A 13,009-nucleotide genomic window follows, 5' to 3' on the forward strand; every position below is an offset into this window, starting at 1 on the left:
TCTGCTTTTTTCTACTATATATTAAAAGAACTTTAATTTACCTTTTTTAAGAACTAATAAAGGTCCACCAAGTAAGAATAAGTAACGGTTATCGATTACTTTCTTCATAAAGGAAGCTTTCCAACCTGTTAACTTTTTACCCATAACAACGCCCATTGCATCGTCATGACCTAATGAACATACAGATCCTTTATTATCGAATACGAATTTTTTCATTTCGCCTTTACCACGAACTAATACAGATAAGTTATGTGCAATGTTGTAACCTTGTTGAATTGCAATCTGTGCTGTCGGTGGGTATGGACGGTTAATTTCTTCATTGATGATTAACGCTGCGTCACCAACCATGAATACATCTTCATGACCTGGAGCGTGCATAAACTCATCAACTTTAATACGCCCGCGCATTGCTTCGAAGCCAGACTCTTCCACAATACCGTTACCGCGAACACCCGCAGCCCAAACTACAGTTTCAGACTTAAGCAATTCAGAATCGTCTCCGTTTGCAACGATAATACCTTCTGCAGTTGCTTCTTTAATCGCTGTACCGATGCGGAATTCTACACCTTTTTTCTCTAATTGTTTTACAGCGTATTCCACTAGTTCTGGATCGAAACCAGGAAGTGCTGTTGGAGCAGCTTCTACACAGATGATACGTGCTTTTTCACGTGGAACATCGTACTCTTTGCAAAGTTCAGGAATACGGTTTGCAAGCTCACCCACGTACTCGATACCTGTAAATCCTGCGCCACCAACAACGATTGTTACTAACTCATCGCGTTTTTCAGTCACATATTGAGAGAACTTGTATTCCATATGATCGCGAATTTGACGAGTCGCATTAATGTTAGTGATAGAGAATGCATGCTCTTTCAATCCTTTAATGCCAAATGTTTCTGATTCGAAACCAAGACCGATTACTAAGTAATCATACTCTAACTCACCATTTTTTAAGATAACGCGTTTTTCAGCTGCTTTAATTTCTACAACTGTATCTTGCACAAAGTTTACTTTATTTGTATCGATAACGTCTTCAATGTCTAGACGGATTTTATCGTGATGTAATGTACCAGCTGCGCTTTCATGTAACCAAGTCGCTTGGTAGTGATAGCTGTTGTTGTTTACTAACGTAATTTCAGCTTCACTTACAGATAATGTTTTTTGCAGACGAACAGTCGTAATCATCCCACCATAACCTGCACCTAAAACTACGATTTTTGGAGTCTTCACCAAATCACAACCCTTTTCTTTATATAATAGTAATGAAAAATAATACCAAAGTGTTACACACTATATTTGTCAAGAATGTGGAATTCATCACATTCTTTATCATAACAAAACGCAGTCAAAAAATCGTACGAAATTTGTCATAAAAAATTAACATAATACTTTCCTATCTTAGTCGGTTTCATTCCATAATTCAAGCACCTAGAGAATTATCAATATTTTAAAATAACATAGCGTTTTCAAGGGTTTTTAAGCCTTTTTTTCATGTATTTTCCTTTTGCTATATTTTATACATTCCGGAAGTATCTATGCACAAACTTACTTATAATTCAGTCGTTTTCAAGAGTATTCTAAACTGAAATATGCTATCATTTATTTGAAAGTATCATCATTTGCAGGATTTTCGTGTACATATGAACAATATATGAAATCAATATCAAATTTCCATCTATAGGGGGAATGAAAGTGACAGAAAATCAAGAAGTTTACGACATAACGATTATTGGTGGTGGTCCAACAGGACTATTTACAGCATTTTATGGTGGAATGAGACAAGCAAGTGTGAAAATTATCGAAAGCTTACCACAACTTGGTGGTCAATTATCTGCACTATATCCTGAAAAATATATTTATGACGTAGCTGGCTTCCCAAAAGTGCGTGCACAAGAGCTAGTTGATAACTTAAAAGAGCAAATGAAAAAATTTGATTCAACCGTTTGCTTAGAAGAGGCTGTTGATACACTTGAAAAGCAAGCTGACGGTATATTTAAATTAGTAACAAATAAACAAACCCACTATTCTAAATCTGTCATTATTACAGCTGGTAACGGAGCTTTCCAACCTCGCCGCTTAGAATTAGATGGTGTAGAAAAATATGAAAAGAAAAATTTACATTACTTCGTTGATGATATGAATAAATTTGCAGGAAAACGTGTCGTTGTATTTGGTGGCGGTGATTCCGCAGTAGACTGGACTATGATGTTAGAACCAATCACTGAACAGGTTTCAATCATTCATCGTCGTGATAAATTCCGTGCACACGAGCATAGTGTAGAAAATTTAATGAATTCTCGTGCAGAAGTAAAAACACCATACATTCCAGTTGAACTAATTGGTGATGACAAAATTGAACAAGTCGTTTTACAACATGTGAAAACAGAAGAGAAAGTTGTCATTGATGTTGATGATGTTATCGTAAACTACGGTTTCGTTTCTTCTCTTGGCCCAATAAAAAACTGGGGCTTAGACATTCAAAAGAACAGTATCGTCGTTAACTCGAAAATGGAAACAAATATTCCTGGCATATACGCAGCTGGTGACATTTGTACATATGAAGGAAAAGTAAAACTAATTGCTTGCGGCTTCGGTGAAGCACCGACTGCTGTAAACAATGCAAAAGCTTACTTCGATCCAAGTGCAAAACTTCAACCAATGCATAGTTCAAGTATGTTTTAATTTATAAGTATGATAAAAAGCACAATTTCTACAAAAGAAATTGTGCTTTTTTATTCTCATTTCTAATGAACTGCTCCTTTACATATGTCCTTTTGCTTTCAGTTATATCTCTTCTAAAAAAATAATACTTTTTCCCAAAAAATATGTTACACTTGAAGAGAACGTATGTTCCTACAAAAGAGGAGGGTTTACCAATGCAAGAACCTATTATCGTAAAAAAAGAAGCTTTTCAAGCAATCGGCGTTTCTACTACAACGACAAATGAAAAAGAATCATCCACTGACGGAAAGATCCCTCAATTATGGAATCACTACTATAAAGAACAAATTATGAATCAAATTCCGAATCAACAAACAACAAAAACTTTAGCGTTTTATTCAAACTATGAGTCCGATGAAACGGGTACATATACGTATACAATAGGCATGCCTGTCTCATCATTAGAAGAAATTCCTGAAAATATGACATCCTTAACAATATCTGCCGCTACATATGCGGTATTCACAACGCGAAAAGGTCCCATGTCAGAAGTAATTTATGAAACTTGGCAACATATTTGGACATGGTCAAAAGAAAACAAACGAGCTTTCACAGCCGACTTTGAACTTTATGACGAAAGAGCGATGGATCCAAATAATGTTCAAGTCGATATTTATATTGCGTTAGCGTGAACAAGAAAATAAGAAGGTGCCTTTGACACCTTCTTATTTTTTTGTCGTTAAAAATCCACTGGGCAAATTCACTATTATTGTCTACAATGAAAAAGTGCAGTATAGAAATATTAGAAACTGTATAAAACGATTGTTAATAGGTTTTATAAGCATTCAAAATTGTCACATAGAAAGGAAGCAATATGGAGGATCTACAACAACATAAATCTGCTTTAGAAGGAAGTGGAAAACCGTTATTAAAGAATACGAACTTCCTGTTCCTCTGGGCAGCTACTCTCTTTTCAAGCTTTGCTTTAGCCTTTTTTACCTTTTCTCAAACATGGTACATAGCGAAAACTTTAAATCTTGAAGCTTCACTTGGCGTTGTCTTTGTGGCTCTCAGCATCCCTAGATTAATCTTTATGATTATCGGCGGAGCTGTAGCTGATAAATTCCCAAAGAAAAATATTATGTTTTATTCCAATATTATTCGCGCTATTCTTGTTGCAACTATTCTTACTTGGTTTATCGTTGGTGATGTAACATTATATACATTTGCCTTGTTTGCCTTATTCTTCGGACTTGCTGATGCCTTCTTCTGGTCAGCAGACGGTTCAATTTTACCTGAACTTGTAGAAAAAAGCCGTTTAACACAAGCAAATTCACTTACACAAATGACAAACCAGGCATCTGTAATTTTAGGACCTGTACTTGGAGGAATTCTCATTAAATTTAGTAACTATGAGACAATCTTTACAATTACGATCCTTTTACTTATTGTTGCTGCGATACTCGTCCAAAAAATACAATTTACAATGCCAGAACAAACGGATACAGACAAAGGCATGTTCACTTCTATTAAAGAAGGGATTTTGTATGTAAAAGAATCTCCATTCTTGTCAACATTCCTTATTTGTAGTGCCTTTTTAAACTTATTTTTAATCGGCCCGATGCAAGTAGGCTTTCCGCTCTTTGTCAAAAACGTTTTGCATGGCGATTCACTTCAATTTAGTTATTTAGAAGCTGCAGTTGGAGGCGGAATGGCAATAGGCGCTGTCATTGTCGGTTTTAAAAATATTAGTCGTAGACGCGGGCTATTTTGTATTATCATGATGCTACTGTCTGGTATATTCTTCTTATCCATCAACTTTAGCACGGTACTTTGGCAAGCATTATTAGCTGGAATATTTTACGGTATTACAATTGCAATGGCTATCGTTCCACTTATGGCAATGATTCAATCGACAGTAAAAGAAGAGATGATGGGACGCGTTATGAGTTTACTCATGTTATCCTCAATGGGCTTTATTCCGCTCTCCTACGCCTTCACGTCTCTTGCGCTTGGGATAGGCATTCCAATTGTAACGGTTATGAAAAGCGGCGCGATTGCGGTCATCGTCTTCGTACTATTTGTAGCAATCCGTGTTCCGGTTGTAAGGAAATTCGACTAGCTACTGAGAGTCATGTATTATACGCATGGCTCTTTTTTAAATGGATTGAATAAAGGTATCCCCTTACTCCGTCTCAAAGCCGCTCCCCATTCTAATCCAACGTCTAAAAACAAATCTCGCACTGTACTATACAAAAGCGCCCCAACATCTTTACGAATCTCCCCATACTTATACGCTCTCACAACACTTTTCACCCGCCAAATTAAATTTCCATACACTTTTTCATCAGCTAAAATCTGCTCTAATAAAACACCTTGCTCGAGTAATCCACTCTTTTTATAAGCAAACTCCACTTTACTCCAAAGTATATTAATCTTCTTTGGATTACTCGTCATCGGTATAAGTGCGTGTATGAAAGGTTTTGGTATATCGTGACGACAATACGTCTCATCAAGTTCGTACGTTATTACTCTTTTTTCTTTTATTTGTGGAATGTTTTTAGAAAGAATTGTTTCCCTCTCATTTTTTTGCTCATTTCCACTACAGCCATCTGCACGATCACCACTTTCACATGCGGACATTTTCATACGGTCATCCATGCGGTCAATTGCTGATTTAAGAAATACATATAAGTTAGCACTATATCCGCCGCGCCTATGCCTCTCTTTCGTAGCGATTCGCTTAACAATTCCCATTTCTTCTAATTTCGCAATAGAGCGGCGTACAGTTCGAATACTCTTTCTGAGTTTCTTCGCAATTGTCTCCATTAACGGACAAGCAACACCAACTGTTTCGTTCTTCTCATTAACCGCATACTTGCCTAACAAATGAATGACGGCAGAATCCGTCTTATTCAGTTGAAACTGATAACATTTAAAAACTTGTTTTTGATATGCATTAAACTCTTCTTTACTTCGAAATTCACTATATGGTTTCATTAAGTTATATAAGCTTCCCATTTCTATCACCTCATCTATATGTAAGAAACGGGAAGGGAAATTGGCGTGGTATATAATAAATTTTTTAATGGAGATGAAAAAATATGATTGTAATTAGCGCTTGTTTAGGCGGTATCGCCTGTCGTTATGATGGCAACGATAATCTCGTTTCAAAAATAGAAGAATTATTACAAAGAGAAGATACATTTCTCATTTGCCCTGAAGTATTAGGAGGTTTACCGACACCTCGTCCTTCCGCTGAAATCATTGGCGGTAACGGTGATGATGTGCTAGATGGGAAAGCAAAAGTAATGACGAAAGATGGGAAAGACGTAACAGATGCTTTTGTTAACGGCGCTCATAAAGCATTAGAACAGATAAAAGATTTGAATCCGGAATATATCATTTTAAAAGAACGTAGCCCATCATGCGGGAGTTCTACTATTTACACTGGAGAATTTAATGGAAATAAACAAACTGGTTACGGCGTAACAACAGCTCTATTTAAAAGACATGGATTCACAGTCATTTCAGAAGAGGATTTTGAAAACAGAAAAGGATTTGACCTTTAAGGCCAAGTCCTTTTTATTTCTATTATTTCGCAGCTAGTTTTTCTTTCACCTTCGCAGGAAGCTCGTCCTTCTTCACTTCTTCCCAAGCTGATACACCTTTTTTATCAGAGTGATAGACGCGTAAAAATGCTTCTTTACGAAGGTTCTTTTGCGCTGTAAATTCTAACTCTTTTTCTTTACCCTCTTTATCAAATCCAGTTAACTTATACTCAAAGTATTTGAATGGTTCACCTTTGTCACTTTTTTCATTTTTTTCAATTCCATCCGTTGTAATTTTAACATAATATTCATCCTTACCCATACGATTTAAATCACAACCTACTAATAGGCTTGCAAATACGACTAAAATACTAAAAAGTGCAATATATCTTTTCATTTCCTTCACCTCGTGTTTTTTTGTTATATTGTTATCTTAAATCCTTCTCTGTAAAGAAGAAATTCAAAAACATGACATGAATATTACACTTTTGTAAGATAGTAAAAAATCGTACTTACAACCATTCAAAAATTGTTATTTCTTTACTCTAAAAACAGTCATTCCATCACCGATTGGAATAAGTAATGATTCTAACCTCGGATGGTTCGCTACAGTTTCGTTGAATTTCTTCATAAGAAATGTCAAACCGATAACGAATTGTTACCTTTTATCCCACATCTTCTAAACAAAAAAAGACCCTTTTTTAAAAATGAATCCTAAAATCCATTTCTAAAAAGGGTCTCATTATTAAACACTTTTCATTAACACTCTTCTGGCTTACCAGCATTCGTCGCTGTACGGAAAGATGATCCACATCCGCATGATGCGATCGCATTTGGGTTGTCAATTGTGAATCCGCCGCCAAGCATTGACTGTTTATAATCAATCTTTACTCCTTTGACAATTGGAGCACTTTCTTTATCGATAACAAATTCAACACCGAAAAACTCAAGAACTGTGTCGTCTTCATTTGGTTCTACTTCAAATCCTAGGCCGTAAGAAAGACCGCTACATCCACCGCCATGTACAGCAAGACGAACGTATTTCTCTCCCTCTTCAGCCTGTTTTAACATATCTTTAATTTGGAATGCCGCTTGTTCTGTTACTTCAATCATGAAATCCACCTACCTTTCTGTTCTCCCTCTATTATACATCTTTACACTTCTATCTTGTACTCATACACTCCGCGGCAAATTACTTCCGCAGGACCTTTCATTAATACATTGCCTTCTTCTGTCCATGCGATCATTAGATCACCGCCAGCTAAATGAACTGTAATCTCCTTGCCGCGTTCCATCTTCCCATTTAAAATAGCAGCAACGACAGCAGCGCACGCACCTGTTCCACAAGCTTGTGTTACACCAGAGCCACGTTCCCAAACACGGAAGTTCATCTCTTCATTATTTAAGATTTCAATAAACTCAACGTTCACTCGTTCAGGGAACATTTCATGTGTCTCAAGTACCGGACCTAGCGTTGTAAGAGGAGACTTTTCTACATCATCAACAAAAATAACCGCATGTGGGTTTCCCATTGAAACAGCTGTAAATGCATAACGATGATTATTATATAAGAAGTCTTCACGAATAAATGGTGTTTCACCTTCACCAAGCATCGGTATCTCCTCACGTGTTAAACGAGGTGCTCCCATATCGATCTTCGCTAATGTAACTGTGCCGTCTACTACTGTCACTTCTGCGGTCACAATTCCAGCTAACGTTTCAATTGTGAAAACCGTTTCCTCTACTAGTTTATGCTCATATGCATATTTCGCTACGCAGCGTAAACCATTCCCGCAACTCTTTCCTTCTGAACCATCATTATTAAACATACGCATTTTCACTGGAGCTACTTCCGATGGACAAATTAAAATCATTCCATCCGCTCCAATACCAGTGTTAATATTTGAAACCTTTTCTGCCACAGGAGCTAAATCTTCCTCCCGAATTTGTTCTTCAAACATATTTACATATATATAACTATTGCCAAGTCCATGCATTTTTGTAAAAGAAAATTGGTTCATTCATATTCACTCCAAAAATAATTTGTTGTTTTAAGTATAAAATGCATGCTTTTGGAACACAATATGAATGTCCCCCGTTTCTCATATTTGACAACGTTTTGGCTGCTTGCATAATAGGAGCCATTCTTACACAAATGGTGTAAGAAAAAGCCCTTCTAAAAAGGGCCTTTTTTTATTTATCCCGTTATTTGCGCGCAGTAAGTTGGCACGCGTTCCTTCTATAGTTGAACGTACTCCGAATTTCGCGATATCTCTACGGCGAGTTGGTGCCATCCCACCGAGTCCGCCAAGTAAAATCGCAACAGAAAATAAATTTGCAAATCCGCAAATGTAATCATATACGATAGAATCAAATAGCAATTGAATCACAATAATGCCCGCTAATCCTAAAATACTATTCACCCTATCGCCTCACAGATTCAAATTCCTTATTAGCTTTTCCTATGAATCGGTGTTTCATAGGATGGAATAAATGACAAAAGAAAAAGGCGTTGCTTTTTCGCAGCGCCTTAAAACATTGGATTTTCATCCAAATAATCATATACATTCTTTACAAGTTCTTCTACTGTCGCACCTTGTACAACTTCACCGTTTACAAGTGCAAATGGCCCTTCAAAACAAATGCCACAATAACCTAAACAACCATACTCCATCACATCTAAATTCGGATCTTTTTCTAATTTCTCTAATGCTGCTTGCGATCCACTTGCAAGGTTACCTACACAAAATTCGATTAATGGTTTAATCAAAACGCTCCCCCCTGTATCTCTAAACAAATTACCCGATGATTTAGCGGGCAGTAAGAGCTGTACTTCAGAATGAAACACATGCCCAATTTGTGAAAACGAATAAACAGTTTAAGGATTCTACTCCTTACTGATTGCAGTTTCACTTTATTTATAAGAAGAAAACTAAGCTGTTTCTTGTTGTTTTCGCTACATATACTAAATTATTCAGTTACTTCACTGTTTTACTTCAAAGCAAATATTCTTCTATATAATAGTCTATTCATCATAATACTTTTCGTTTTTTCACAATGAAATAGTAACAGGAAAATTAAAACAGTTTACTTTACTTTTCTTCTTATTGTACAACAGAGTATTCATTCATGCATTGTTATTTGTTCACAAATTCGATATAATTTGATTGAGTAAAGTCAAAATATTTTTTCAATATAAAATTATATGATTAGGGGATATTTCAACAGAAAAGGGGTAATCCATCATGAAACACCTCGTACTACTAGGTGGCGGCTACGGTGGAATGAGAATTCTGCAACGGCTACTTCCAAACAACCAACTTCCAGATGATGTCCAAGTGACATTAATCGACAAAGTACCATATCACTGCTTTAAAACTGAATATTATGCATTAGTAGCGGGCACAATTTCAGAAACGCATATTCGTATTCCGTTTCCTGAACATCCGCGTCTCAATATTCAATACGGCACAGTAACAAATATTGATCTCGAAACGAAAGCTGTTCATCTTGATGGCGGCGAAACAATCCAGTATGATGATTTAATTATCGGACTTGGCTGTGAAGATAAATACCACAACGTTCCTGGGGCGAAGGAATATACACATAGTCTTCAATCCATTGAGCAAACACGCAAAACATATGAACGATTAAACAGCTTAGAACCAAACGCAACAGTAGCTGTTGTTGGCGCTGGTTTAAGCGGTGTCGAAGTTGCAAGTGAGCTGCGCGAAAGCCGCGCTGATTTAAAAATCTACTTATTCGATCGCAAGGATCGTATTTTATTCCCATACCCAGAGAAATTAAGTAGATATGTAGAAGAATGGTTTACGAAACACGATGTTACTATTATACGAAACTCTAACATTACGAAAGTGGAACCAAACATTGTGTACAACCATGACGAACCACTTGAATGCGATGCGATTGTATGGACAGCTGGTATTCAAGCAAATGAAGTTGTTCGAAACCTTCCAGTCGAACAAGATAATAGTGGACGGGTCGTATTAACAAAATATCACAATATTCCGAACAACGAACACGTTTATGTTGTAGGGGATTGTGCTGCGCTTCCACACGCACCATCTGCACAACTTGCTGAAGGTCAAGGAGAGCAAATTGTCCAAATATTATTGAAACGTTGGAACAATGAACCACTTCCTGATGAACTACCTGTTATTAAATTAAAAGGTGTTCTTGGCTCTCTTGGTAAGAAGCACGGATTTGGTTTACTCGCAAACCAACCATTAATGGGACGTGTACCGAGATTGTTAAAATCCGGTATACTCTGGATGTACAAATATCATAACGGTTAATACTTTAAAGGCTGTCTACTATGTAGGCAGCCTCTTTGCATCAGTTAAAAAATAATTTTTTCATAAAAAACAATTATCAGAAACATTTTTTTCAATATTGATTCACAAAATTTTCTATTTTTATATTAAAAACTATTGATGAAAAGTGTATGCTATTTGTAAGTTGTTTTATTATTTCCTTTAAGACCGAATTCATTCGGTCTTATTTTTTATGCAATAAATACTTTTATTAGGAGGCATTATATTTCACTTATGAACTTAACGAAACTAAACGATCGAATAGAAGCGAAGAAAAAAGAATTGATCTATCTCGTTGAAATATACGGATTCACTCATGATAAAGTGATTTCTTTCAGTCAAGAATTAGATCGTTTACTTAACTTATTAATAGAACTCAAAACGAAGAAAAAACGCTGCTCTTTATAACCTTATTTTTCTATTTTTCTCTCTTTTTTGATACGATATAACTAGAATCAGAAAGGAGCCATTTATGTTTATATTAAAAGACGTTACATATAAAGATATACTACACATTCCTTATTTACAGATTCAAAAAGAAAAAATCACTTGTATTATCGGTGAGAGCGGGAGCGGAAAAAGTACATTGCTTCGCATGTTAAACGATTTACAATCTCCAACATCCGGTACAATTGAATATAACGGAAAATCAATTTTTGATTATCCTCCTATTCAATTACGACGTGACGTAGTCATGCTCGGTCAAACTCCACCTATTTTTGATGGAACAGTTAAAGACAATCTATTAATGGGGTTGCGTCTTTCTGAAAAGCCCTTTCCAAATGATGATGCTTTACGGAGCGCATTACAAACTGTTAGCTTAGACAAACAATTAGAAGATAGCGCCTCCTCTTTATCAGGCGGTGAAAAGCAAAGACTTGCTTTCGCTCGCATTATACTAATGGATCCACCTGTCTATTTATTGGATGAACCAACTTCGGCATTAGATAGTGACACTGAACGCCGCGTTATGAAGCAATTCACTATACTGGCAAGAGAAAAGAAAAAAACAGTTATCTTCATTACGCATTCTCAACAACTTCCAGGAGAAATCGCAGACGATATGATTGAAATTAGTAAAACAAACGGTGCTACTAGAAAGGAAGTGCTCTCAGTTGAAGGGCGTTATTGAACTCCAAATTTGGCAACTTGCCGCTGCATATATTTTCATTCTTATTTTAATTGGGCTTGTAAAATTAAAAGGAATTCCACGTGAGAAACAAATTGCAATTGCAACATTTCGTATGACAATTCAGCTCGTACTTGTTGCTTATGTCCTAACATACATATTTGAAAATAGTAACCAATTTTATACAATTGCTCTTATTACTTCTATTACTACATTTGCAATTTTTAACATTTATAAACGAGTTAATATCCCGATGTCAAAAGACTTAAAACGAGTAGCCGCTCTTTCCATGGTTGCTGGATCAATTGGACCACTTCTACTATTTATCTTTGTTATTATCGGTCATGATCCTTGGTATGCTCCGCAATATATCGTTCCAATTACAGGAATGTTAGTTGGGAACGCCATGACTGGTGTCTCCCTAGGAGCAAATACGTTCTTAAACAATATGAAATCACAAAGAAATCATATTGAAGGTGCACTTATGCTCGGCGCAACACCGAAAGAAGCAGCCGCTCCGCTCATTCGAGACGCTTTTGACTCTGCTATTTTACCAACAATCAATTCTATGGTCGGGATGGGAATTATAAGCCTTCCAGGCATGATGACAGGACAAATATTATCCGGTGTTTCACCGTTTACAGCTATTCAATACCAAATTGCCATCATACTTGGTATTTCAGGAAGTACTGCGTTCTCTGTCATTATCTTCTTACAGCTTGGCTATAAAACATTCTTTAATAAACGGTGTCAATTGAAAGAAGTTGAGCTACGGTCATAACTTTAGGAATGGACCACAGTAACTGGTACACCGTTCATGGTAAACGAAATTATATCGACTTACCGACAAACAATAAAAAGGGGAGGCTATTCGCCTCCCCTTTTTTTACTTACGCCTTCTTAACGAACTGTGATTTTAACTTCATAGCTCCGAAACCGTCGATTTTACAATCAATATCGTGATCTCCATCAACTAGACGAATGCTCTTTACTTTCGTACCAATCTTCACAACTGAAGACGTTCCTTTTACTTTTAAATCTTTAATTACAGTAACAGAATCGCCATCTTGAAGTACGTTTCCGTTCGCATCTTTTACAACTTTTGCACCATCATTATTTTCAGCTTCCGCTTCTTGTCCCCACTCATGTGCACATTCTGGACATACGAAAAGAACGCCATCCTCATACGTATATTCTGAATTACATTTTGGACAATTTGGTAAAGTAGCCATAAATTCATTTCCTCCGTTCATTATTTATACGTAAAAATCAAATTTGATGTTTACATGTCGATAAATAAAATTTGTATAGCATTTCTTTATACTGCCATAGTC

General features: G+C 36.4%; 15 protein-coding genes and 2 pseudogenes. 8 read left to right on the top strand and 9 right to left on the bottom strand.

The genetic code is table 11. The features are described from left to right. Positions 1-21: 21 nt before the first annotated feature. Positions 22-1,230, bottom strand: a complete 1,209-nt coding sequence (locus DJ93_RS10195; RefSeq protein ID WP_042980637.1) for an NAD(P)/FAD-dependent oxidoreductase — start codon at positions 1,228-1,230, stop codon at positions 22-24. A gap of 456 nt (positions 1,231-1,686) precedes the next feature. On the opposite strand from DJ93_RS10195, the gene DJ93_RS10200 reads away from it, so the two are divergent. From DJ93_RS10200 to DJ93_RS10210, 3 genes are all read left to right on the top strand, one after another. Beyond that, positions 1,687-2,682: an NAD(P)/FAD-dependent oxidoreductase gene (locus DJ93_RS10200; RefSeq protein WP_080743424.1), complete on the top strand. Its 996-nt coding sequence runs from the start codon at positions 1,687-1,689 to the stop codon at positions 2,680-2,682. Positions 2,683-2,876: 194 nt separating this feature from the next. Then, on the top strand, positions 2,877-3,353 hold the full coding sequence (locus DJ93_RS10205; RefSeq protein WP_042980641.1) for a GyrI-like domain-containing protein: 477 nt from the start codon (positions 2,877-2,879) through the stop codon (positions 3,351-3,353). Positions 3,354-3,535: 182 nt separating this feature from the next. Further along, complete coding sequence (locus DJ93_RS10210) at positions 3,536-4,783, top strand: MFS transporter (protein WP_042980642.1); 1,248 nt, start codon at positions 3,536-3,538, stop codon at positions 4,781-4,783. A gap of 17 nt (positions 4,784-4,800) precedes the next feature. Here the strand turns inward: DJ93_RS10210 and DJ93_RS10215 are convergent, their stop codons facing one another. Further along, positions 4,801-5,682 (bottom strand): helix-turn-helix domain-containing protein, encoded by an 882-nt coding sequence (locus DJ93_RS10215; RefSeq protein ID WP_042980644.1) that lies wholly within the window; start codon positions 5,680-5,682, stop codon positions 4,801-4,803. A gap of 83 nt (positions 5,683-5,765) precedes the next feature. On the opposite strand from DJ93_RS10215, the gene DJ93_RS10220 reads away from it, so the two are divergent. Further along, positions 5,766-6,233: a 2-thiouracil desulfurase family protein gene (locus tag DJ93_RS10220; RefSeq protein ID WP_042980645.1), complete on the top strand. Its 468-nt coding sequence runs from the start codon at positions 5,766-5,768 to the stop codon at positions 6,231-6,233. Positions 6,234-6,255: 22 nt separating this feature from the next. Here DJ93_RS10220 and DJ93_RS10225 read toward each other — a convergent pair whose 3' ends face one another. The 6 genes and pseudogenes from DJ93_RS10225 to DJ93_RS10245 all read right to left on the bottom strand — a co-directional run bounded on the left by DJ93_RS10225 (position 6,256) and on the right by DJ93_RS10245 (position 8,982). After that, positions 6,256-6,618, bottom strand: a complete 363-nt coding sequence (locus DJ93_RS10225; protein WP_117287877.1) for a YxeA family protein — start codon at positions 6,616-6,618, stop codon at positions 6,256-6,258. Positions 6,619-6,744: 126 nt separating this feature from the next. Beyond that, positions 6,745-6,852: pseudogene (locus tag DJ93_RS30365) on the bottom strand (O-methyltransferase); the annotation flags it as partial. A 119-nt stretch (positions 6,853-6,971) separates the two neighbouring features. Then, positions 6,972-7,325 (bottom strand): HesB/IscA family protein, encoded by a 354-nt coding sequence (locus DJ93_RS10230; protein WP_042980648.1) that lies wholly within the window; start codon positions 7,323-7,325, stop codon positions 6,972-6,974. Between the two features lie 41 nt (positions 7,326-7,366). Next, positions 7,367-8,233 (bottom strand): diaminopimelate epimerase, encoded by an 867-nt coding sequence (gene dapF / locus DJ93_RS10235; RefSeq protein ID WP_042980650.1) that lies wholly within the window; start codon positions 8,231-8,233, stop codon positions 7,367-7,369. Between the two features lie 126 nt (positions 8,234-8,359). Further along, positions 8,360-8,581, bottom strand: a pseudogene (locus tag DJ93_RS30370) (nucleoside transporter C-terminal domain-containing protein); the annotation flags it as partial. A gap of 161 nt (positions 8,582-8,742) precedes the next feature. Then, positions 8,743-8,982, bottom strand: coding sequence for a YuzB family protein (locus DJ93_RS10245; protein WP_017150175.1), 240 nt, complete (start codon positions 8,980-8,982; stop codon positions 8,743-8,745). A 475-nt stretch (positions 8,983-9,457) separates the two neighbouring features. On the opposite strand from DJ93_RS10245, the gene DJ93_RS10250 reads away from it, so the two are divergent. The 4 genes from DJ93_RS10250 to DJ93_RS10265 all read left to right on the top strand — a co-directional run bounded on the left by DJ93_RS10250 (position 9,458) and on the right by DJ93_RS10265 (position 12,456). Beyond that, entirely contained in the window at positions 9,458-10,528 is a 1,071-nt protein-coding gene (locus DJ93_RS10250; protein WP_042980652.1) for an NAD(P)/FAD-dependent oxidoreductase, read from the top strand. 252 nt (positions 10,529-10,780) lie between these two features. Further along, entirely contained in the window at positions 10,781-10,954 is a 174-nt protein-coding gene (locus DJ93_RS10255; RefSeq protein WP_042980653.1) for an aspartyl-phosphate phosphatase Spo0E family protein, read from the top strand. A gap of 64 nt (positions 10,955-11,018) precedes the next feature. Continuing rightward, positions 11,019-11,678, top strand: a complete 660-nt coding sequence (locus DJ93_RS10260) for an ABC transporter ATP-binding protein (protein WP_042980655.1) — start codon at positions 11,019-11,021, stop codon at positions 11,676-11,678. Then, positions 11,662-12,456, top strand: coding sequence for an ABC transporter permease (locus DJ93_RS10265; RefSeq protein ID WP_042980656.1), 795 nt, complete (start codon positions 11,662-11,664; stop codon positions 12,454-12,456). The genes DJ93_RS10260 and DJ93_RS10265 overlap by 17 nt, the downstream gene beginning before the upstream one ends. Positions 12,457-12,565: 109 nt before the next feature. On the opposite strand, the gene phnA is transcribed toward DJ93_RS10265, so the two are convergent. Further along, on the bottom strand, positions 12,566-12,907 hold the full coding sequence (phnA, locus tag DJ93_RS10270; RefSeq protein ID WP_042980657.1) for an alkylphosphonate utilization operon protein PhnA: 342 nt from the start codon (positions 12,905-12,907) through the stop codon (positions 12,566-12,568). Positions 12,908-13,009: the final 102 nt, after the last annotated feature.

Origin of the sequence: Bacillus clarus (assembly GCF_000746925.1) — a bacterium.
Classification (GTDB): domain Bacteria; phylum Bacillota; class Bacilli; order Bacillales; family Bacillaceae_G; genus Bacillus_A; species Bacillus_A clarus.